Genomic DNA, 23,443 nt, shown 5'->3' with positions numbered 1-23,443 from the left:
ATGAATATTTATTATTCTCAGTAAGAAGGAAATAATTAAAACTACAATTAAAACAATAAACTGTTATGAAAAATATTATACAAATAATTACTTCTTTAGTCTTATTGACAGTATTGAGTATCAATGTATATGGCCAAGATGAAGGAGAGGAAAGCATGGAAGAAGTGGCTAAAAAATTGGCCAATCCAAATGCATCTATTGGGTTACTTGGACTTCCCATTGATTTTATCAATTATGGGGGAGATTTAAATGGGGCTAATTCTCAAAATGCATTTAAAGTTAGTTTCCAGCCAAGTTTACCCTATGTGGTAAAGCCTGGTCAAAATATTTTCTTTAGACCACTTATTCCAATAATCATATCTCAACCGACTATTAATGAATCAGGAGAATTTGAAAAGCAAGGTGTTGATCTGGGTGATATAGGATTTGATCTAGCTTATGGAATTACCTGGGAAAGTAAATGGATTACTTTATTGGGAATTGTAGGTAGCGCCCCAACAGCTACCAATAAACAGCTCGGTACAGGAAGGTGGATGCTTGGACCTGAAATGTTTTTAGGCAAAAACACTTCTTGGGGGATGTTTGGAGTACTACTTACCCAATCTTGGAGTTTAAATAAAAATTCTGCGGCAGATCATGATGGGATACAAACACCTGAAGATTTTATGTTTTTAAATGATATCTATTACCCAGACAATGAAACTGGACAGGACTATCGATTAAATATTACTTCGGGCCAATATTTTTATACCATTAATTTGAAAAAAGCATGGCAAATTCAGGCTCAACCAACTTTTACAATTAATCATAAAGCCTCCAAAGGAAATAAAATATCTGTTCCCATAGGTACAGGATTGTCTAAAACGATTAAAGCAGGCAAAAATCCTCTGAAGTTCTCGATTCAGTATTGGTATTACGCGGTAAGCCCTGAAAATTTTGGGCCACAACATCAAATTAGATTTCAAATAGGAAGGATTGTACCTCTACCTTGGTAAAAACCCTTAATTTCTAGGAGTTTAACAAATGAGAGAATAGCATCTTAGTTTAACCATTCTTTGAATTGGGCAAGGAGCTCAATTTTTATAAACAAATCAAAAATTAATATACAATGGAGTTTTCTAATAAATATTGGTGGCTAGGAGTCTTAAAAGGAATAGTTTTTATCATTCTTGCTTTTTTCGTGTTCAGACACCCTCTAGATACATTGCTTGGGTTGGCCATCTATATAGGAATAAGTTTTTTATTCACGGGGATAATGGAAATTATAGGTTCTTTTACCATAAGTAAATTGGCTCCCAAGTGGGGATGGATACTGGTAGGAGGAATCCTGGATCTGATCTTCGGAATTATTTTTCTTTCAAATCCACTTATTTCTGCATCTACTATTCCTTTCGTAATAGGTATATGGTTAATGGTTAGAGGTATCTTTCTCTTTGTGGATTCTTTTGGAGCAAAAAAATCAGGAGTTCCTAACTGGGGATTGATGATGATTGGGGGTATTATTATCTCCATTTTTGGCTACTCTATTTCATTTAATATGTTAATGGGAGTCCTTACAGTCACTTCTTGGATGGGCTTTGGTTTATTAATTATTGGTGTATTTAGCATAATTGAGGGCTTTGGCCTAAAACCAAAATCTTAATAATACACATTCAACTATTAGTAAGAACTAAATTAGAATTACCATGGATATCCGGAAAAAAGTCCCTAAAGAGGAATGGCAATCAAGATTTCAGTCAATTACCTCAGGTAATTTTGAACGTCTTTCGTCAATAAAAGCGGTAGGTGAAGAATTGGTATTGAAGGAAAAATTTAAAGAAATCAGCTTTGATTCTGAGGGTAAAGGAAATGACATCTTCATTTCTTTAGAGGATGATCAGCATTCAATTACTAGTGTTGATGACCTTTTTATAGAAGAAGATAGAAATGGGAAACTTACTGCTATTGAAATAACAAGTCATAAAAATAGAATTTCACGCTTGAGGTTTGAAAATGAATAAGTTTATTGATTTTAAGAAGTTTTCATCCACTTTGGGCAGAACGTGAGTTTTACGTTGGGTTTCTATTTCAACTTTTGGGAGACGTTAAAGGATAAAAAGTAAAAGGTAAATGAAATCTCCAGTTGACATGAAGCCAGGTTGATTATTTGAGGGATATATTCCCAAGGTAATTAACATGAAAAATGAGTTAGTATTGACAATCATTCTCAGTAATATTTAAAAATAATTAGTTTAAAAAATTGACCCAAGTGATTAAAAATCAATTGTTATGAAAAACAATTCATTCCTTCTTGGAATTCTTTTCTTCAATTTATTGTCTTTTCATGTTTTTGCCCAGGGAAAGAATACGAATGATACAATTAACAACCAGTTAGTGATACCGGATTCAGATCTCAAGGAAGATATTCTGAAAACAGCGGCTGAAAGACTGACCAGTGATGATTTTCTTGGTTCGTGGCCAATGTTTGGTACAGACTTAAGAATGAAAATTGGAGGGTATCTAAAGGCAGATATGCTGTATGATTTTGACGGAACGAGGGACAAAAGCCAATTCCTAATGTCCTCCATTCCTGTGGAGGGAGAAGCTGCTTACGGCAATGATGGGTACTTATACGCCTTGGTGAAAGAAACCCGGGTTAATATTGATATTAGGCGGTTTGCTACGGATAAAATTCCGATCCAATTATTCTTTGAAGGCGATTTTTTCAATACAGATCAACGGTTTCGAATCAGGCATGCCTATCTTGCTGCTGGAGATTTTATCATTGGTCAAACCTGGACTACCCTTTCATTTTTGGAATCAATGGCCTTTATGATTGACTTTGCAGCCGGCGATGCTCTTTTTGGTGGACGGTCTGTACAAGTTAGATATCAAAAACAAGTAAGCGAAAAAATCAAAATAGCTGCAGGTCTAGAGTATTTAGGAGCTTTAGGTATAGAGAATTCAAATAATTTTGATGGTCAGGCAAACATAAAGCTACCGCTATTAGCATTGAAAATGGACTACCGCTGGAAAACGGGAGTGTTGTTCCTTGGTTCTAGTATGGCCCAATTACGATGGGAGGGAGGCACTACTGGCCCTAAAGATCAAGTCCTTCAAATCGATGCGGTAATAGCGGGAAGGCAATATATTGGGAAAAATAACTACTTCACTTATAATGTTAGTTTGGGTAATGCAAGTGGAGAAAACATCATTGCATTTATTGGAAGTAATGCCAATGCGGTATTAAATGCAGAAGGGAAATTAGATGCCATACCTGCTAAATCCATCATGCTTGGGTTTATGCACAGATGGGCAGAAGGCTTGGAGTCCAATTTCAATTATGCTTATGGATGGCTGGATGCACCTGATTCGAGAGCACCATTTGCCCTAAAAAGAGGAGGTGTCGGACACTTAAACCTTGTCCGTCATTTCGATGAGAGATTTTCTATTGGTGCTGAATATATCTGGGGAGCACAACGGACTTCCAATGATGCATTTGGAAATGCAGAACGAGTTCAATTTATGGCCAAGTTTGAATTTTGATACTGAAAAAATTGATTCCATAAAAGATTGTTTAATTACCAAAATTCTATCTGTCTAATTGAAATTTAATTAGAGAAAGGCTTAAACTATTGACCTAGCAACCGATCAAACATATAGAATTCAGTCGAAAGTAAAATACTCTTTTTAAAAAAGAGGGAAACTTTGATTTTGCCAGAACAAATAAGTTTGTAATTTGTTCCACCTTCATTGTAGGTGTTTTACGAGATCACTTTTCTGTTTTATGACTAAAAGGAATAGGTTAGTATATTTTTTATTTTTTATGCTATTGGTTAACTCAATCAGTTTTGATGCCATTGCGCAAACTGATAGCACTGATCGTAATTATACTCCCTATGAACTTCTTTCCAGTTATTATGAGGAGGATTTCAAGCCATTTAAGAAACGTAATATTTACATTGGGTTAAGATTTAACCTAACTGATAGATACGAGGAGAATACGGATTATTTGATTCAGAATGTTATTGACGGGGACCGTCTTGATTATAACATCATACTCAAAGGAGGATATTATATCAACAATTATGCGAAGGTAGGTTTAAGTGTGAATTACTTTCAAAATAAGTTTATTGGAAATATTTATAGAGAACCCGATACGGTTGCTTCCAATTCCATCACAAGAGGCTATTCTTTTACTCCCAATTTCCGATCTACTGTTCCCTTGACTAAAAATGAACGTCTTAGTTTTTTTACGGAAATGGGGGTGAATTTTGGAAATAGTACGACTTTGACTCGGAGAACATCCAATGTAGATGTAGTCAGTAAGGAATATTCAAAAGATTTTAATTTTAGGGTAGGTATCAGTCCAGGTGTCACCTTTTTTGTAATGGAAGCCTTTGCTTTTGAAGTTCAATTAGATGTGCTCGGGTACGAGCTTAATGTATCTAAAGGTAAGGATGGTGCAAGCAATCAAGAGTCCAAAAGGGTAAAACAATCGGTAGATTTCAACATCAATTTGTTGTCTTTGAATATAGGATTGGCCTATTATATTGGAGCAAAAAGATTTAGCCAATGAAAATGAAATACTGCTATTTATTTCTCTTTCTTTTTATGCTAACATCTTGTGTGAAGGAGGATTTTTTTGGGTATTCCAGTTATGGCAATATCAAAGCTTTTGAAGTGAGTAACCAAGCCAGTCAAGCATTAATTAATGTTGTAGAAAAAACGGTGACTGTAGAAATACCCGGTGGAGTGAATCTAAATGAAATCAAACTTCAAAAATTGGAATTATCTTCTTTTGCCACGGCAGATGTTGCAGTAGGAGATGTTTTAGACTTAGAAGAAGACTTAGAAATAAATATAGAAGCCGAAGATGGTAGCTTATATACTTGGGTTATCCAAGCAGAGGTAGCTTCAGCTACTCCTCAACTTTCCAATGGGGATTTTAACTTATGGTATAAAACTAATTCTGATTATTTTGAACCAGGGGAAAGTAAGGACAATACGATATGGGGAACCGGAAATCAGGGAACATTCATTTTAAATAAATTAGCTACTATTCCATATGATCGGGGTAATGATAATCTTGCCGCTCAAATGATTACACTAAATAATGGGTTTTTAGGGGGGACATTTGGTGCTCCGATCGCGGCGGGCTCGATTTTTACTGGGGTATTTAATCCGGATAATTTGGATCCTAAAGATCCTGAAGCAGCTATTGAGTTTGGGATGCCATTTGCAGGAAGGCCAACAAAAATACAATTCACATATAGCTATATCCCAGGAAGTGAAAATAAAGATAAAGAAGGAAACCTCTTGCCTTACTCCGATATGATGGATATTTATGCCTATTTGGAGGTACGAAGTGGAGGGACTACAGAGAGATTAGCTACAGCATGGTTGAGAAGTAAGGAAGAGCAAAGTGATTTGGTGACCGTGACCATAGATTTTGTTTATGGAGAATTAGACGATTCCTTTCCTGATTATATGAAACCTAAGGATCAGAATTATGTCAGCCCTGACTCTGTTGCCTTTATTCTTCCCACTCATATTACTTTCGTTGCCTCTTCTAGTTTTGCCGGGGCTGAATTTGCCGGAGCAATAGGTAGTGAATTGATCCTAGATGACGTGGTAATGATTTACGAATAAGTTAATTAAAAATAGCTTCGCTGAACTATGCCTAGTACGTTTGGCAGGCAGGCGTGAGTTAGGTTCGCTTCGCTCCTGAAATAATCCGTCGGCGAAATATATGGAGATACTATTCCACCGACCGAAGGGAGGTTTATTTCAAGAGTAATTCGATATATTTCAATTACCTATTCTGCCTTTAGGCTATCTTAACTTATCTGCTGGCATAGCTATTTATTTCTATCTTATTTCAGGCGCGATAAGCGCCAATGTTTCTATTGTATTTCGAATCTCGTACTTCTTACTTCCTGTTTCGTTCTTCCCCTTTCGTATTTCCTATTTCAGACTTCACGGCTTCCTTAATAGATTCACTGTCCCAGGTATGGTCATTGACTGAGAATTTACGGGAGAGCTCTCCTGAAATCAGACTTTCCTGGATTTCAATTTGCTGCTTAGTTTTGCTGATGTATTCATCTCTGTTGTGTTTGAAATTAACCAATACCTTGAGCGAAGCTTCATCATAATCATGAAATTGTTTGGCTAAACGATGAACGGTATGAGCTCGAAAGCCTAGTTTTTTCAGGGCGTCTTCGCCCATTTTGATAGAGGTGTCCAGATTTTCTCTGTAAATGTTTTCAACACCCATATCCATTAATTCAAAAGCATCCATTCTATTCTTGGCCCGAATCATTACCTCTAGGTGAGGGAATTCTTCTTTACAAATCTCAACCAAGACTTTACTGATTTCCCTGTCATCTATTGCAGATATCAAGATACTCGCTTCATGTGCCCCTGCTGACTCTAATAATTCTGCCCTTGTACCATCCCCAAAATACACCTTGAATCCCAATTTTCTGAGATATTCTACGCGTTCTGGGTCTGAATCCAAGATAGTGGCTTCCACTCCACTTGCTCTTAGAAATCTTCCCACCGTAGAACCAAAGTGTCCAAAGCCAATTAATAGTACTTTGTTTTTTTCATGTACATCATCCATTTTTTGCTCTTTTTTCTCTTCATTCCTATCCAATTTCGGAAGGATAGTGAGGTCAAGAATAACCATTAGAATAGGGGAAATGGTCATACTCAATGCCGTCACTGCCATAAGCGTGTCAGACATGGATTGAGAAAAAATCCCCAATTGCAAGGCAAATGCATAGGTAACAAAAGAAAATTCTCCTACCTGAGATAAGCCGATGGCAAAGCTAAGATTGGATGATAGTTTCAGCTTCTTGATCTTTCCTAGTATTAATAAAATAAGTGCTTTGATCAGGATGATCCCAAAAGTGATTGAAAAGATGGTACTTGCTTCATTGAAAATAAGCGTAAAGTTAATCGTTGAACCTACAGCCATAAAAAATAGTCCCAATAGCAATCCTTTGAACGGTTCAAGGTCAGACTCAAGTGCATGTCTATAAGGGGAGTTGGCCAAAATGACACCTGCTAGAAATGCACCCAAGGCAGGGCTCAATCCAACCAATTCCATTAAAAAAGAAATTCCCACGACGATCAATAAAGCCGAGGCAGTGAACAATTCCCTTAACCTGGTTTTCGCTACAAAATTCAATAAAGGTCCAAAACCATACCTCCCAAGCAGAATGACAATCCCTATAGCCCCAAAGATGGATAGGGTTTGTGCCCAACCAGGAAGCTGATCGATCAATCCATGCATTTGTTCAGGGTCTGTTTCGACTAATTGAGCTCCTTGCACTACCAGCAAGGGCAGGATAGCCAATATTGGAATCACCGCAATGTCTTGCATGAGCAATACCCCAAAAGACATTTTCCCCAAAGGCTGATTCATTTGGTTTTTTTCTTTGAGGGATTGAAGTACAATTGCAGTGGAAGACAAAGCCATGGAAAGACTAATTGCTAACGCAGCCTGCCAAGGAATCTGAACTAAAATTCCAATACCAAATACGATCAATGAGGTTAATAGAATTTGAGATAAGCCAATCCTCAGAATCAGGTCTTTGATTCTCCAGAGCATTTTAGGTTCTAATTCCAAACCAATTAGAAATAACATCATGACTACTCCAAATTCAGTAGCATGCATGATGTCTTGACCTTGGCCTTCATTGGTAATGAACCCTAATAAATAAGGGCCTATGATGATTCCTGCCAATAAATAGCCCAATACCGATCCCATTCCTAACCTTTTTGCAATGGGTACACAGACAATAGCAGCTAAAATATAGACAACAGCATTTGCAAAAAATCCACTCATGAGTTCAATTGTTTAGATCGAAATGGACGATTTATGCTAGGAGCATCTCTGAGATGTAGAACCAAATCATGATATTCTTTGCCTTTTAGTGAGAGTTGTTCGTTGGTTATTTGATGTGTGCCAGATACATGGAATGGTGCTAAATACTGGAGCAGGCATAACTTGGCAGTTTGTTCGAAGGGGAGTAAGAAATCCTCAATAGGATGTTGATTTCTACCCTCTGAAGAGTAAGCATGATCAGAACCACCAGTGGTAATGGCATTCATAATCAGCTTATTCTTGAGATAAATTCCGCCTGGACCATATGCCCACCCAAATTCCAGTACAATATCAATCCACTGTTTTAATAAGGGAGGACATGAATACCAATAGATTGGGTGATGCCAAATAATTACTTCTGCTTGAAAAAGGGCTTCTTGTTCGGCCTGTATAGAAACATTAAAGTCTGGATAGAGCTCATAAAGATCCCTTATTTCTACATTTTCCAAATGGCTGATAGAATTGAGCAATACTTGGTTGACTTCAGAATGTTCGTATTTCGGATGAGCAAATAGAACAAGGATTTTACGCATGGTGAATGATCTTATCCTTGAAAATTAATTTTCTTATGTGTCCCATCACAAAATGGTTTGTTCTGACTTCCTCCACACCTACAAAAAGCAGTAACCTTATGTTCTTGTTTGGTTTCACCGTTGGGCAATTTCACTTGAAGGTTTCCATACACCATCAAAGGGCCGTTTGGAGTGACTTCTACAATTTGTTCTTTAGTGGATTCTTCCGAATTTTTTTTGACTCCTTCTTTGAAATAATAGCCCAAAGCCCCGCTAGGACAGGTGTCAATTTGTTTTACAATTCGTTCAGTATTCCCACCTTCTGCAAGAATCCAAGGTCTTCTTTCAAAATCAAAAACTTCGGGCAATCCTGTAATACATTTTTTTGAATGAATGCATTTATGAGGTTCCCAAGTAATGGTTACCTCTCCATTAGTGTATTCTTTTTTGATAGGTTCAGCCATATGCTTGTTTTTTTTGGACTTGTACTTTAAAACAAGATAAGAAAGAATGGGGTGGTCTAGTTCAGAATTGAAAGGAAAAACGTGATCAAAGTTGAGAATATAGGCTTTTTTGATACCCTTGATAGGATAATCTTATAAGAAGATCTTGAATTGACCAGAATTCAAAACCTTTTGGGCTTTCTTTCACCAAACTAATTCTTCATTTTAAGGTTAAAAAATATGGATAGCAATCCTATGGACAATGAAATCGAGGGTAGAAATCCCCTTTTATAATTTTGAATACCACCGATTCATGAAACAATCAGACCTTCTTGTTTTCAATTCCAAAGGCATTTATTGCCCCAAAGCAAAGGTTTATTTAGATCCTTGGAGGCCAGTGAATCAAGCCATCATTACACATGGACATTCGGATCATGCTCGATTTGGACATAAAAGTTACCTAACTCATCATTCAAATATTCCCATTCTAAAACATCGGCTTGGAGAAATCCCCGTTCAGGGGGTGGCCTGGAATGAACCATTTCAGGTAAATGGAGTGACATTCAGTCTTCATCCTGCAGGGCATATCATTGGCTCTTCCCAAGTAAGAGTGGAATATAAAGGAGAGGTTTGGGTATTTACAGGTGATTACAAGGATGAAGATGATGGGGTGGCAGTACCTTATGAACCTATCAAATGTCAGACGATGATCACAGAATGTACATTTGGTATTCCTGCCTTCAAGTGGAAACCTCAAGTTCAGGTCTTTGAGGAAATCAATAAATGGTGGCTAGGAAATAAAGAAGAAGGAAAGACTTCTGTGCTTTTTGGGTATAGTTTGGGGAAAGCTCAGAGGATTCTTAAGTATTTAGATCCATCCATTGGCAAGATTTTTACTCATGGGGCAATCGAGAATATGACGGAAGTACTCAGAACTCAGATTCAACTTCCTCCGACAAATCTGATTACCCGAGAAACCAAAGGCAAGGATATTCAGGGGGGAATAGTGGTTGCTCCGCCCAGTGCTCATGGATCGCCTTGGATGCGGAAGCTGGTTCCTTACGAAACAGGAACCTGCAGTGGATGGATGGCTTTTAGAGGAGCAAGACGAAGGAGATCAACAGATAAAGGGTTTGTGATCTCAGATCATTGTGATTGGCAAGGCCTACTCAAAAGTATCAAATCGAGTGGAGCAGAGCGGGTGATTTGTACCCATGGCTATACAGATATTTTTAGCAAGTATCTTCGTGAAATTGGATACGATGCCAGTGTGGAAAATACTAATTATGAAGGAGAAGTGGATGAAAGTTCAAATTCAATACATCAGGAAGTATCATGAAGAAATTTGCTGAACTGATCGAGGAGTTGGATGCTACCACCAAAACCAACAGAAAAGTAGCTGCATTGGCAGCGTATTTTGAGCGGGCCTCCGAATCCGATAAAATCTGGACCATTGCCGTTCTTTCTCATCGTCGACCTCCTCGACCTGTCAATACCACCTTGTTAAGGCAGTATGCAGCAGAGCTTGCAGAAATCCCATTATGGCTGTTTGAGGACAGCTACCATATCGTTGGTGATTTAGCTGAAGCAATCGCTTTGGTTATTCCCAATAATGAGATGAAAAGCCAAAAATCTTTGGCAGGTATTCTAGAAGAATTAATTCTTTTAAAACCTAAATCAGAGGAAGAGAAAAAGAACTATGTGCAAGAGATGTGGTTGCAATTGGATTATTATTCCCGCTTTGTATTTACCAAGTTGCTTACAGGTGGATTCAGAATCGGAATCAGTCAAAAATTGATGACCAAAGCACTTTCCCAGGTGACCGAGGTTCCGGAAGATGAACTTGCCTACCGGTTGATGGGGAATTGGAGTCCTGCCACTACCAGCTTTGAGGAGTTGATCTTTGGAAGGAATGAGCAGGCCTATGTATCCAAGCCTTATCCTTTTTACTTGGCCTATGCTTTGGAATCTGAACTATATGAGTTGGGGGAGGTTTCTGAATGGTCCGCAGAACATAAATGGGATGGGATTAGAGGCCAGCTAATTTGTAGGAAAAGTGAGCTCTTTATTTGGACGAGAGGAGATGAATTGGTGTCCGATAAGTATCCGGAGATGTTGGAATTGGTTGACTTTTTACCTGATGGTACCGTGTTGGATGGGGAGATCTTACCTTTTATTGATGGGGAGATTGGGACTTTTAATGATCTTCAGACTAGAATAGGAAGAAAAATAGTAAGTAAAAGTTTGCTCGAGAAGGTGCCAGTGGTTTTCCGTACATATGACCTCCTGGAAATTAATGGACTGGATATCAGAGAGCAGAATTACCTGCAGCGAAGATATAAATTAGAATCCATGCTCCAATCGATTTCACATCCAGTGCTACAACTTTCGGAACGGATGCAATTTAATTCCTGGTCAGAAGTAAGTATTGAACGGGGTTTAGCCAGAGAAAAGCGAAGTGAAGGCCTGATGCTGAAGCGGAATGATTCACCGTATCGAGTCGGGAGGAAGAAAGGGGATTGGTGGAAATGGAAAACAGATCCTTTAACCATTGATGCGGTGTTGACCTATGCGATGCGTGGTCACGGTAGGAGAACCAATCTTTTTACAGATTACACCTTTGGACTTTGGGAAACAAATTCAGATGGAAAGCAAGAACTTGTGACTTTTGCAAAAGCCTATTCCGGGTTGACAGATAAGGAATTTGCTCAAGTGGATGCCATTATCAAGAAAACTACCTTGGAAAGATTTGGTCCGGTAAGAAGTGTGGAACCCACCTTGGTTTTTGAATTGGCCTTTGAGGGAATCACGTTTTCTAATAGGCATAAAAGTGGGGTAGCGGTACGTTTTCCCAGAATAGTAAGATGGAGAAAAGACAAATCAATCGTTGACGCCAATACTTTGGAAGATTTGAAAGCGTTGATTCCTAAATAATCTGGATTGTTGCTTAGTTTTAAAATTCTTTTTAATCTATTTGAATCCTTGGAAGGATTGGAATAGGTAGATTTTGTGCCCAAACCTTTAACTATCACATATGCAATCACCAATAGGATTAATAGTAGAAGAAAGAGCCGCCAACATCGGAAATTTTATAGTGGGGAGACTTTTGCCTTTTCGGGAAAAAAGAGCGGTTGGCCCCTTTGTTTTTATTGATCACATGGGCCCTGCTTGTCTGAAAGAATATCAAAATGTTGATGTGGCTCCACATCCGCACATAGGAATTTCTACCTTGACCTATCTCTTTGATGGAGCGATTTTTCATAATGATAGTTTAGGAAATGGGGTAGAAATCAAACCAGGAGAGGTGAACTGGATGACTGCAGGAAAAGGAGTGGTACATTCTGAAAGGACCCCCGAATATTTAAGGAAACAGGATAAATTTTTACATGGATTTCAAATTTGGATAGGATTACCAAAAGAGAAAGAAATGGAAGAACCATCTTTTTTTCACTATGACAAATCGGAGATACCCGTTTGGGAAGAAAATGGAATTGAATTTAAGTTGATTGCTGGCGAAATCAATGGTAAAAAATCTCCTGTTCAGGTACATAGTCCCTTGTATTTTTTAGAGATCAAAACGAAAAGTGCCCAAAAAATTGCGATCGGGGAAAGGCTTTTTGGTGAAGTAGGAATGTATGTATTGTCTGGATCTGTCAAGGTAGAAGGAAATGATTATGGTACTAAGCAATTGCTGATCGCCAAAAACCCATCCTTATGTGAGTTTGAGACCAATGGGGAAACAGTCATTTACCTTTTTGGAGGAGAGCCTTTTCCTGAGGAACGATTTATGTTTTGGAATTTCGTTAGCTCGGATAAAGGGGTGTTGGAAAAAGCCAAGGAAAATTGGAAAGCGCAGAACCTAGAGGCTTTTCCAAAAATTCCGGGTGATGACAAGGATTTTGTGCCACTTCCAGAATCTCCATTTAAATCGAAATAAAAGAAAAGTGGGAGAAAAGCTTTTAGGATAATAGGAAAAGTAGTTGATGGGGGTGAAACTAATTTTTGTGGTTTTGAGAGAATTAAATTTAAACAACAAGAAAGTGTATACTTAATTGAATTTCTATCATAAATATTGTATTTTATTCATCATTAGATAGTTAAGATAGCTGTCTTTTTTCTTTTTAAAGTAATTTTTATCACTCAATAAAAGATTTTATGATGAACACACAATTTGAATTATTCCCAAAGATTCTGGCAAAAAACATCTTTTTTAGCCTTTTTACGAGTATCATTTTGCTTTCTTCTTGTGGGACCGAACCCAAAGAAGAAGCCATAGAAACAGAGGAAGAAGTGCCTGCAAGCAGTTTGGATATTGTAACTCTGAACATGGATTTTCAAGCGGTGGACACCATTCCTTCCGGATGGGTTACTTGGAGATACCAAAACCGTTCACCTCAACCTCATTTTATTCTAATCGACGATCCACTTGATAGTATTACGGTTGATGAATTCAGGGATGAGTTATTGCCTCCTTTCGGAGAAGGAATAAAGAAGATGTATGAAGGAAAGAACGAAGAAGCCATGGAGGCATTTGGTAAAATTCCAGCATGGTTTGCGGGTACCACCTGGCCAGGAGGGGTTGGACTGACTTCACCGGGAATGACTTCAGAAACTACTCTTAAACTTGAGCCAGGATATTATATCATGGAGTGTTATGTGAAAATGAAAGATGGCATGTTCCATACCAACATGGGAATGTATAAAACATTAATTGTCTCTGAGGAGAAGTCCCCTTTAGAGGAGCCAACAGCAGATTTCACAATTGATATTTCAAGTGAAAATGGAATTGTATTTGAAAGTCCTGAAAAAGCCGGTACCTATACATTTCAAGTAAATTTTATAGATCAGAAGAAATATGAGCACTTTCAGGGTCATGATGTGAATTTGGTTAGAATAGACGATTCTGGAGATTTGGAAGCGATTGAAACCTGGATGAATTGGTTAAACTTGGATGGTCTAATTGATCCTGTTCCCGAAGGCTTCACGTTTCTAGGTGGAGTAAATGATATGCCTACAGGGAGTACCGGTTATTTTAAAGTTACGCTAGAACCTGGTAAATATGCTTTGATTTCAGAAGTTCCAGATGCATCTAATAGAAATTTACTTAAAACTTTTGAACTCACACCTTGATTGAATTAAGGCAAAATTTAACATTGCTCACATTGTGGTAAGATTTACGCTGATTGGTATCATTGGGAAGTTAATTGTTCATGACCCCCCTCTTCAACCCACGCGTATTAGCCAAATTGCTTTAGCATGGGCTTTGTATTAATAAAGGTGATTTAAATGAAATAGTTATGAAAGATGAAACCAACAGTCTTGTTCAAGGAATAAAAAGAGTTACAGATTATTCTGAAGGCCTTACCTCTTTATTAGCAGGTACCTATGTTTTATCTCTTGCATTGATAAAAGGAAATGTGGCCTTAAGGATTGCATTAGGGGTGGCAGGTGGTTATTTGATTTTGAGAAGTGGTACCAAACTGCACTCCCTTGGTAAAGAAAACAAGGTTTTAGAATGAATTGATGGGGTATTATATGGTTTGGATAGAACCGCCATTCAACCTCCTTAAAAGAATCGTTGACAAAATTATCTTCCGATAGATGAATTTTATTTTAGATCATTAAAATGATTTACTAGGTTAAGGTCATTGAGCAGTATGAATTATTGACCATCTAACCCTAAACTTTATGAACTATAGGAATTGGATAATATTATCCATTTTAATGATCAGCGTCTTTGCCGTACAGGCACAAGATAAAAAGCCTATTCAGCTTAGCGATCTAACCCACATCGTCACTGTCTCCAACCCTGAAATCACGCCCGATGGAAAGCAGGTGGTCTTTGTTAAAAATTACATGGAGGCCGAAAAGGACGGGAAATTTGACTATAAACGTCAATTGATTTTAATGAATTTGAATCATCCTGAGTTGACGAAAGTGTTGAATAGTCCTACTTATGAGATTAGTAATTTTACCCTTTCACCAGATGGGAAGAAATTGGCATTCACTAAGTCTTGGGAAGGAAAATCCCAAATATGGATTTTACCAATGGATGGTGGAGAGTCTCAAGTGTTGACCGATGAAAAAGAGGGGGCTTCTTCTCCAGTTTGGTCTCCAGACGGGAAGAAAATTCTGTTTTCATTTTCTGTTCCTCTTTGGGCTATGGAAGGAACACCTCCTTGGGAGAATCCAAGGCCAGGTAGAAGCTATGGGGATGAGCCTAACTATGAAGCTATCAATGCAGGTAAAGCAAAGGAAGAGCTGAAACCCAACATGGATGGCTCTGTTGAAGAGCTTAGAGCTTGGTTGGCAAAAAATGCTGCTAAAAATGATCCCAGGGTTATTGATCGGCTCAATTTCTTAGGAGAGCGGGGATTGTCCACAGATATTAGTTTCCGACACTTGGGAGTATATGATTTGGAAACAGGAACTTCTGAAATTTTGACTTCGGGTTATCAAAGTTTCGGTGGTGCAGAGTGGGCACCCGATGGAAGCTATATCTTGACAACCAGCGTTGAAAGTGATCAGCATCCAGACTTGAATCGGGAATTGAATTCATCTATTTATAAAATTAACCTTGCAGATCATGCTGTAAGTAAATTGATTGGTTCGGATGATTATCGATATACCGGAGCAACTTTTTCTCCGGATGGTAAATGGATATTGATTTCTGGGCAAAAAACAGATGAAGATCGAAATTTCAACCAAAGCCTCTTGGGAGTGGCAAAGCCAGATGGATCAGGGATCAGATGGTTTACGGAATCTTTAGACCGAAGAGTTGGAGGAGCTAAATGGTCTGATGATAGTCAGTCAATTTACTTTGCAGGGCCCAATGAAGGTGGGGTAACCTTATATAAGGCTGAGGTAGGCAATGGTAAAGTAAGCCCAATCATAACTGGACCAGTTGGGGTAGGAGATTACGATATCCAAGGCAATCAATTGGTGTATTCTTTGACACAGGTTTCAAATCCAAATGAGTTGTATAAGGCTGACCTCAACGGTAAAAGTGCACAACAGCTCACCCAATTTAATGAAACTTGGTTGTCCGATCGTTGGGTTTCCCAACCAATAGCGCATCAGTTTAAGCAAGATGGTTTTGAAGTGGATTACTGGGTGATGCCTCCTTATGGGTTAAAGGAAGGAATGAAGTATCCTACGCTATTAGAAATGCATGGTGGACCTACTGCCATGTGGGGACCAGGAGAGTCAAGCATGTGGCACGAGTTTCAAGTATTGGCTGGAAGGGGATATGGAATCGTGTATGCCAATCCACGTGGAAGTGGTGGTTATGGAAAAGAATTCCAAAAAGGAAATTACCAGGATTGGGGGGATGGACCTGCCAAAGATGTTTTGACTGCATTGGATAAAGCAGGAGAAGAATACGAATGGATCGATGAAGATCAACTGGTATTAACGGGTGGATCTTATGCTGGTTATTTGACTGCTTGGATCGTTGGACATGATCACCGGTTCAAAGCTGCAGTGACCCAAAGGGGCGTCTACGAATTGACATTCTTTATGGGTGAAGGAAATGCTTGGAGGTTAGTTCCAAATTATTTTGGTTATCCTTGGGAAGAAGGCGCCAAAGAAATTTTGGACTATAATAGCCCTCAAACTTATGTTCAGAACATTGAAACTCCTTTGTTGATTTTCCATGGAGATAACGACCTTAGAACAGGTGTCCGTCAATCTGAATTGCTATATAAGAGCTTGAAGATTATGGATAAGCCAGTAGAGTATATCCGATATCCTAGGGAAGGACATGAATTGTCAAGATCTGGAGAAATCAACCATCGATTTGATCGAATTGGAAGGATCGTAGAGTTTTTTGAGCGCTACGTAACCCATCCAAATTAAGATGTAATAAACTACAGAAAAGCCCTCTATTTGATAGATTAGAGGGCTTTTTTATTGCAATTCATTTAAAGCTACCGGAAATAAGAATTGGAATTAAATAAATAAGGGTTCACTTAAAGCAAACCCTTTTTAATAATCATTTGACATTGATTCAAAACTTATTCTTCCTCATCCTCTACAACAATGTCCATGGCTGCTTCTGCCCAATCCATAATTAATTGTCGTTGGGATGCATCTAGTTTTGCTTCAGAATGCAAAGTTAAATAAATAGGCAGAGGCATATGTTCTTCTTCTACCTCTGAAATGATGTCATCCAAAATTGCCAATTGATCCATCATTTCAATTTTTTCCCAATTGGAGAAATTGACTTCTTCTCTACCTTCCCGCGTATCTTTGGCAACTAACCAAGAACTTGGAGCTACGTATGAATACCAGGGATAATCTGGGGTATTACTATGACAATCGTAACATGCGGTCTTTAAAAGAGTGGCTACCTCACCATCTACAAGGCCTGAACCCATTAGATCAGCTGGATTTTCAGTAGTAATAGGAGGAAGATCACTTGGAATAAATTGAATGGCAATAAGAATAATTGCCAATCCTAGTAATAGCTTATGCCAAAGCTTCATTTATTCTCCCTTTTTCTTTTTTCCGGCACTCCACTCCAATAAAATAGCTTTTTCCTCTTCTGTTAATTTCCCCTCGGGCTTGTTCTCTAGAAATTTTTTTGGAGGCATCGCATCTTCAGTCAGTACTTCGTTTATTTTAGACATGGTAGCTAATTGTTTTGACTTTTTAGAGGCTTCAAACTCATCCCAGTCTAACTTTTTCTTACTTTTTTCATTTTTTGCTTCTGCATTGTGACATCCATAGCATTTGGATTCTACTACTGCCTTGACATTAGCAGGCAACTTAGGGCCATCCATACTTAATTCATCGTGGGTTTCAATGGTGGGTTTTTGGATGGCTTGGAAAAATAGGAGCCCTACAGCAAATGCTGCACTAAGGAGTAAAGATGATTTTTTCATAGTAAAGGGGTTAATAAATGATTGTTTTGTGTTAATACGTCAAAAAGATACATTAGGGTTGTATTGACAAGATAAAAGATAGAAAAAATTGTAAAAAGTATTTTTTAAATAATTTTATATAGGTAATTATTTATTCTCAATGGGACCACCAAGCCACTTAACTTTCTACGATCTTCCCTGATCAGGTAAGTGTTTCTTCCTTCCGCAAAGAAAAGTTTATAGCTGAAGTGAAAGCGATAAGAATGCGCTCGCTTTTTTTCACCAAAAAGCTTTTTTAATACCTTGGTTTGGAAAGCTCTTTCCAAATTTCCAGGTTCAGTCAGTTTTGATTGGAAGTGTTTTTTAACTGTTTAACTTATCTAGGCTCGCTGCAAAAGAAATATTTCGGAAAAGTTTGACTAGATAATCAATTCCATTAGCCTGAAAGGCTTCTAAAGAATATTGGCTATGTTCGGTGATGAAGATGACAGGTTTAAAAATCTAACCTGATCCAAGGATTGAAACGCCCCCCTCATCCACTAAATGCACATCTACCAATAAATGGTCAGCCCGCTTACCTAAGGTTTGAACTAAGGGAATAGCGTTTTTTACAGATTTTGCGATTCCAATAATTTCCGATTCCGGTCCATATTGCTTTAAAAAATGCTTGATTTTTTCAAGGGCTCAATTTCATCCTCAAATGCCAATGCTTTTATCGACCCCTGAAATTAGGGAAGAATGAAGCTTAATTCACTCTTTTAGAGGTTTTTGGTTAGGGTAGCTCCCTGGGTATAAAAATGGAATATAGAGAGTTATCGGGACAACTTAAATCTTGATTTTGCCATCTATTTTGCTGCTTGATGTTATTCATGTTTTCCACCAATTGATCCCATTTTTTAAAGAAAACTGTTTTGAAAAGGAGAGACTTCTGGAAACTTTCTGAGAGAGTGGGGGATAAAGATGAAGATGGAATTATAAAGGGTAAGTAATATATGAATCTTCTATTTAATGTTATTGTCGTATTGTAGATAGTGACAGGATGGTGATTTTTTTTAAGATAAAACTTGTATAGATTAAACAATAGTATGAGGGTTAAATAGAAAGCTAGCTGTCATCTCATATTTCTATAAGACCTTGAATTTTTTGTTCATTCTCCACCATATGATTCCATTACTTATGTGAGAAATAATATTCTGTTCGAAAATTAAAATAGTATTTTTTTTAGATAAAATTCAATAGGCTATTTTTTACCAATTTCATTCTATTTTTTGAAAAACAACCCTTTATTTTAAAAAATATAGAACGACTTGTAAGGAAGAGTTGGATAGGAATAATTGAGAAAAATAGTTTAAAATGCTGTAAATCAGTGTATAAACATGCTTTTTGGAGGAGCTTGATTTTTTTTCTAGGTCATTAAGGGAAAGGGAATAGTCTTTTTGTGTTTTATTTTTGAAAGTATTTTAAAATAATTTAGTATTTGTCTAAAATCTGATTTTTCCATTTATTTTATGTGTGCATACATTTAAAATTAAAGCTATTTATTAATATTTAGATACATGATAAATTGTACTTTCTTAGATTTTATGAAAGTATATTATTTTACTATCTATATTGGTTTTGTTATTTTTTTAAATATTAAACAAATAGGTTATAATTATATTGTATTAATTGTTTATACAAGTAAATAATAATAAATATAAATATGGATTAGTAAAGTAGAGGGTGTCTTTATTGAATTATGAGATTAGGTTATAGGTTCTAGAATATAGGTAATTACTAAAAAAATAAATGATTTAATAAAATAGATTAACTAATTAGACGGTGGATTTTTTGACTTGTTAAAATTTTAATCTAATTATGAAAATTTCTAGATGGAGATTTAAGACTCTTTTTTCATGGATTTTAATTAGGTCCAAGTTCAATTGCTTCAGCTTTCATGCACCTGTGAAGTAATTCTAGATATACCTGAAAGTGATCTGTTGTAATTTAGAGCTAAATTAAGCAAAAAAATTGTATTTAAATAATATTAATATCTATAATAATACAATTAAATAGGATCATTTTATTTTATTTCTATATACCTAAAATTGATTATTCTATATTGGATTATTTAATTACTTCCAGGTCATACTTCATACTAGTCAACTATTTTAAAATCCATAATTGAAATATTTTGATGAACGGACTTTAAAAATGGTGAAATTTGAAGTCAATTTTTGAGGCGTTTTGAGCATGGAATTCCATTTTAGCCTGAAAATCAGGGGTCTAATCATCAAAAAATGAAAAAAAATTAAAATCTTTTGAAAATTTTTTTAAAATGTTTTTCTACAAAAATTTGTTACAAATGGCATTTTTTTAAGTGACAAATGACATTTAAATAGTAAAAAATATTTTATATAATTTTTGTATATAAGTCTTATATAATTTTTTCATCAATGATACTTGCGTCTGATTATCAAGTGTTTTAATATTGTGAGGTTATTATGCAAGTAAAGTCAATTTAGTGGTTAATTGTTGGAAATTTAATTACTGATTTATACTTACAAAATACATATTAAATATTGTAAGAGTTTGAAATTTCATTCATTTCTATTGCTTAAGTATTGATACGAGATATATAGTAATGTTTTGATTTAGATCAAATTTGATGTCACCCATCGATCTGGCCTTCTAAATATCTTTCAAGCTTTGATGATCAAAAAAAAGGTTAGACAACCTTATTATGAACTTAATTATTGAATTAAATAAATATTGCCCATATATCACCCTTATAAAATGTTTCATTAAAACTTAGCCAAACAGAGTAAACAAATCATTTAAGACATCAAGTAACTAATTGGGAAATTTTCCCTCACAGGATTTCTATGCCCAATCATTTAAGGATTTAGTTTGTATTTAAATATAAACTATCTCATGGGAGCGTTTTGTCTAATTCCAAGATGACTCATCAGGTTATTTTGGCTCGAAAAAGGTTAAGAATTCATGATTCTAAATAAGGGAGGGCAGCGAAAGTATAAGTCTTATTCTATTTCAATAGCTAATAACAATGCTTTACACCAGCCTAATTCCTTCGAAATCAAAACTAATTGGGATTTTCCTCTCAATAGTTTTAGTTGCGGTATTGACCAATTCTGGTTTCGCTACCGATTATTATTTCTCTTCTTTATCTGGAGATGATAGTAGATCTGCTACGGAAGCTCAAAATCCTTCTACACCTTGGCAATCAATTGATAAGTTGAATTCTTTTGGTTCTAACTTAAAGGGAGGAGACAGGATTTTATTTAAGTCAGGAGAAACATTTTATGGAACGATCCATATCATTAAATCGGGTTCTTCAGGTGCTCCTATACAATTTACTTCTTATGGAACTGGTCCAAAACCGATTATTACTTCCCTGGTTAAAATTGATCAGTTGAATTCAATTGGTAATGGAAATTACCAAGCAGATTTGAGTGCATACAATTTGTCAAGAATACAAATCTTGTTGTTGAATGGGGAAATACAAGAAATCGGAAGATACCCTAATGCGGGGTCTAGTAATGGGGGATATGCCACCATTGCTTCCAGCAGTGGAAGTAATTTTATCACTACTCAGGGAAGTAACCCCTATAGCGGCTCTACTGGTGAAGTGGTGATTCGAAAAAATAATTGGATTATCGACAGACATCAAATCAGTTCTATCAGTGGAACCTCCATTTCTTTTTCTACTAATGAGAGTGTCTATGATGCAAAGGCAGGCCATGGGTATTTCTTGCAAAATCACATTTCTTTACTAGATCAACCTGGGGAGTGGTCTTATGATCCAAGCACCAAAAAATTAACTGTTAATCTTTCAGGATATTCTTTGCCATCCGTTGAAATAGCTATTGCCACAAAAGACTATTTAATTACCAACCAACAGTATACCACAAATTTAACTTTTTCCAACCTTCATTTAAAAGGTGCTAATACCAATTTGATACATGTTTCAAACAGTGATCATGTAACCATCGAAAATTGTGTCATGGAATATGCAGGTGAAAATGGAATCAACTCCAACTCAATTCCAAATTTTATCATTCAAAATAATAGGATTAACGCTTCACTAAACAACGGGATTTATATCCTTTATGGGTCGCCAGGAGCTATTATCAGAAACAATGTGATCACCAATACCATGCAGTTTCAGGGTATGGGAAGAAGCAGTGACTTAAATGGAATTGGCATTTACTTGGGAAGCGATGGCAACAATGCCTTGATTGAAAAGAATACCATAGATCATGTAGGGTACAATGGAATCCACTTCGGAGGGAATTATACTGTGGTAAAAAACAATTTTATTAATGATTTCTGTGTATTCAAGCAAGATGGAGGCGGGATTTATACCAACTCGGATGGTTTTCGAGATAGGAATAATATAGGAAGGGAAATCGTCGGCAATATCATTCTAAATGGGAAAGGCAGCAAATTAGGGACTCTGGAAGAAGTCGAGTTAGCAGAAGGAATCTATTTAGATGACAATAGTGCTGGGATCAAAGTAGCAAACAATACAGTAGCTTTCGTAAGCGGGAAAGGGATATTTTTGCATAATGCAAATAATATAGAGATTACCAATAACCTTTTTTATAGAGCTAAAAGCCAAGTTCAATTTACCCATGATTTTTTAGGGGACCCTATACGAAATGTGAGCATTTCAAATAATAAATTCTCTTCCATTGAGCAATCTGAACAAGTTTATGCCGTTTATTCGGATCTTGACGACATTACTTCTGTAGGAACCATCAACTCCAATTATTTTCTAGATCCCTATAACATTGACTTTTTTATCCATACCAAAACTGCAAGTGAGGGAAGTAAAGGAGTAGATAGAAACTTAAAAAACTGGAGTTCAAATTTTGGACATGATTCTAATTCCATAAAGCCGGAAATAAATCTTCCTACCTATGAAGTCACTTCTTCTAATCTAGTAAAGCAAAGTGAGTTCAATGATGCTTCTGCTATTGCAGGTATTTATTCTGCTACTGGTAAAATTGTATCAAATGGAATTAGTGGAAATTCTTATGTGATCAATCCTAATTCTACTAATCAAGCTACTGTTTATATTCAGTTTGGTCAAATTCAAGTGGGAGATGAAACCTTGATTGAATTTGATTTGAAAAGCCCAAAGGCAGATACACCTATTGAGCTGTTTTTGGAAGGTACCTATAACCTAGACAAAGGAGCCGGGAATAAAATAGTAGCTACTAAAACGGAAGCTATTACTTACCAAGTCCTGCTTTCTTCATTAGCCTCCAGGTCAAATGAGAGTTTAGTCTTGAGAATTCCTAGCAATGCCATTGATGTTTATTTGGACAATCTCAAAATTTCAAAAGTAAAGACTACTTCAATTAATAAGGAGCAGCAAATCTTTTTCGAATACAACTATAGTGAATCTATAGTTCAGGTTCCTTTGGATGGAACGTATGTGGATGCAAAGAATGAGAAGTTTTCTGGTTCGGTATCAATCCCCGCCTTTGGTTCGGTTTTACTTGCAAAGGTTTCTACTGATTTACCTGAAAATATAAATGAGGCTCCAAATGTAATTCTAACTAAACCTACTAATGGTCAAGTTTTTACATTGGGAACAGATCAAGTTCAGTTAGTGGCCAATGCTCAAGATCCGGAGGGAGAAATCAAAAGTGTGGAGTTTTATAGCAATGGACAGCTGATTTCCACAGTAGCTACTGCTCCTTATACCTATGATTGGTCTACCATTACTGCTGGAAGCTAACG

General features: G+C 36.7%; 18 protein-coding genes. 13 read left to right on the top strand and 5 right to left on the bottom strand.

The features are described from left to right. Nucleotides 1-65: 65 nt before the first annotated feature. The 6 genes from JYB62_RS05000 to JYB62_RS04975 all read left to right on the top strand — a co-directional run bounded on the left by JYB62_RS05000 (nucleotide 66) and on the right by JYB62_RS04975 (nucleotide 5,631). A complete protein-coding gene (locus JYB62_RS05000; RefSeq protein ID WP_205644316.1) occupies nucleotides 66-995 on the top strand; it encodes a hypothetical protein in 930 nt (309 codons plus the stop codon). Nucleotides 996-1,108: 113 nt separating this feature from the next. Then, nucleotides 1,109-1,642, top strand: coding sequence for an HdeD family acid-resistance protein (locus JYB62_RS04995; protein WP_205644315.1), 534 nt, complete (start codon nucleotides 1,109-1,111; stop codon nucleotides 1,640-1,642). 43 nt (nucleotides 1,643-1,685) lie between these two features. After that, the gene (locus JYB62_RS04990; RefSeq protein WP_205644314.1) at nucleotides 1,686-2,000 is read left to right on the top strand and encodes a DUF5335 family protein; all 315 of its coding nucleotides are present in this window, start codon (nucleotides 1,686-1,688) and stop codon (nucleotides 1,998-2,000) included. A 268-nt stretch (nucleotides 2,001-2,268) separates the two neighbouring features. Continuing rightward, a complete protein-coding gene (locus JYB62_RS04985) occupies nucleotides 2,269-3,525 on the top strand; it encodes a DcaP family trimeric outer membrane transporter (RefSeq protein WP_205644313.1) in 1,257 nt (418 codons plus the stop codon). A 280-nt stretch (nucleotides 3,526-3,805) separates the two neighbouring features. After that, a complete protein-coding gene (locus JYB62_RS04980) occupies nucleotides 3,806-4,558 on the top strand; it encodes a hypothetical protein (RefSeq protein ID WP_205644312.1) in 753 nt (250 codons plus the stop codon). 35 nt (nucleotides 4,559-4,593) lie between these two features. Further along, nucleotides 4,594-5,631, top strand: coding sequence for a PCMD domain-containing protein (locus JYB62_RS04975; RefSeq protein ID WP_205644311.1), 1,038 nt, complete (start codon nucleotides 4,594-4,596; stop codon nucleotides 5,629-5,631). A gap of 280 nt (nucleotides 5,632-5,911) precedes the next feature. On the opposite strand, the gene JYB62_RS04970 is transcribed toward JYB62_RS04975, so the two are convergent. The 3 genes from JYB62_RS04970 to JYB62_RS04960 are packed head-to-tail and all read right to left on the bottom strand — an operon-like array spanning nucleotide 5,912 to nucleotide 8,849. Continuing rightward, complete coding sequence (locus JYB62_RS04970; RefSeq protein ID WP_205644310.1) at nucleotides 5,912-7,834, bottom strand: monovalent cation:proton antiporter-2 (CPA2) family protein; 1,923 nt, start codon at nucleotides 7,832-7,834, stop codon at nucleotides 5,912-5,914. Continuing rightward, nucleotides 7,831-8,406 carry a glutathione-regulated potassium-efflux system oxidoreductase KefF gene (gene kefF / locus JYB62_RS04965; RefSeq protein ID WP_205644309.1) on the bottom strand — a complete coding sequence of 192 codons (576 nt, stop codon included), beginning with the start codon at nucleotides 8,404-8,406 and terminating at the stop codon, nucleotides 7,831-7,833. The genes JYB62_RS04970 and kefF overlap by 4 nt, the downstream gene beginning before the upstream one ends. Nucleotides 8,407-8,417: 11 nt before the next feature. Next, on the bottom strand, nucleotides 8,418-8,849 hold the full coding sequence (locus tag JYB62_RS04960) for a (4Fe-4S)-binding protein (RefSeq protein WP_205644308.1): 432 nt from the start codon (nucleotides 8,847-8,849) through the stop codon (nucleotides 8,418-8,420). A gap of 292 nt (nucleotides 8,850-9,141) precedes the next feature. Between JYB62_RS04960 and JYB62_RS04955 the strand changes: the two genes are divergently transcribed. The 6 genes from JYB62_RS04955 to JYB62_RS04930 all read left to right on the top strand — a co-directional run bounded on the left by JYB62_RS04955 (nucleotide 9,142) and on the right by JYB62_RS04930 (nucleotide 16,685). Continuing rightward, nucleotides 9,142-10,167, top strand: a complete 1,026-nt coding sequence (locus tag JYB62_RS04955; protein ID WP_205644307.1) for a ligase-associated DNA damage response exonuclease — start codon at nucleotides 9,142-9,144, stop codon at nucleotides 10,165-10,167. Next, nucleotides 10,164-11,762, top strand: coding sequence for an ATP-dependent DNA ligase (locus tag JYB62_RS04950; protein WP_205644306.1), 1,599 nt, complete (start codon nucleotides 10,164-10,166; stop codon nucleotides 11,760-11,762). Before JYB62_RS04955 ends, JYB62_RS04950 begins: the two co-directional genes overlap by 4 nt. 100 nt (nucleotides 11,763-11,862) lie before the next feature. Then, nucleotides 11,863-12,765 (top strand): pirin family protein, encoded by a 903-nt coding sequence (locus JYB62_RS04945; RefSeq protein WP_205644305.1) that lies wholly within the window; start codon nucleotides 11,863-11,865, stop codon nucleotides 12,763-12,765. Nucleotides 12,766-12,983: 218 nt separating this feature from the next. Continuing rightward, nucleotides 12,984-13,958, top strand: coding sequence for a hypothetical protein (locus tag JYB62_RS04940; RefSeq protein WP_205644304.1), 975 nt, complete (start codon nucleotides 12,984-12,986; stop codon nucleotides 13,956-13,958). 167 nt (nucleotides 13,959-14,125) lie between these two features. Further along, nucleotides 14,126-14,347: a hypothetical protein gene (locus JYB62_RS04935; protein WP_205644303.1), complete on the top strand. Its 222-nt coding sequence runs from the start codon at nucleotides 14,126-14,128 to the stop codon at nucleotides 14,345-14,347. 169 nt (nucleotides 14,348-14,516) lie between these two features. After that, nucleotides 14,517-16,685: a S9 family peptidase gene (locus JYB62_RS04930; RefSeq protein ID WP_205644302.1), complete on the top strand. Its 2,169-nt coding sequence runs from the start codon at nucleotides 14,517-14,519 to the stop codon at nucleotides 16,683-16,685. Nucleotides 16,686-16,843: 158 nt separating this feature from the next. Here the strand turns inward: JYB62_RS04930 and JYB62_RS04925 are convergent, their stop codons facing one another. Together JYB62_RS04925 and JYB62_RS04920 are read right to left on the bottom strand one after the other, a co-directional pair. Further along, nucleotides 16,844-17,314 (bottom strand): heme-binding domain-containing protein, encoded by a 471-nt coding sequence (locus JYB62_RS04925; RefSeq protein ID WP_205644301.1) that lies wholly within the window; start codon nucleotides 17,312-17,314, stop codon nucleotides 16,844-16,846. Then, entirely contained in the window at nucleotides 17,315-17,713 is a 399-nt protein-coding gene (locus JYB62_RS04920) for a heme-binding domain-containing protein (protein ID WP_205644300.1), read from the bottom strand. A 3,025-nt stretch (nucleotides 17,714-20,738) separates the two neighbouring features. Between JYB62_RS04920 and JYB62_RS04915 the strand changes: the two genes are divergently transcribed. After that, on the top strand, nucleotides 20,739-23,441 hold the full coding sequence (locus JYB62_RS04915; RefSeq protein WP_205644299.1) for a right-handed parallel beta-helix repeat-containing protein: 2,703 nt from the start codon (nucleotides 20,739-20,741) through the stop codon (nucleotides 23,439-23,441). Nucleotides 23,442-23,443: the final 2 nt, after the last annotated feature.

This window comes from Algoriphagus lutimaris (assembly GCF_017051705.1).
In the GTDB taxonomy this organism is placed as follows: domain Bacteria; phylum Bacteroidota; class Bacteroidia; order Cytophagales; family Cyclobacteriaceae; genus Algoriphagus; species Algoriphagus lutimaris.
This window is presented reverse-complemented; position numbering and strand designations above follow the sequence as displayed.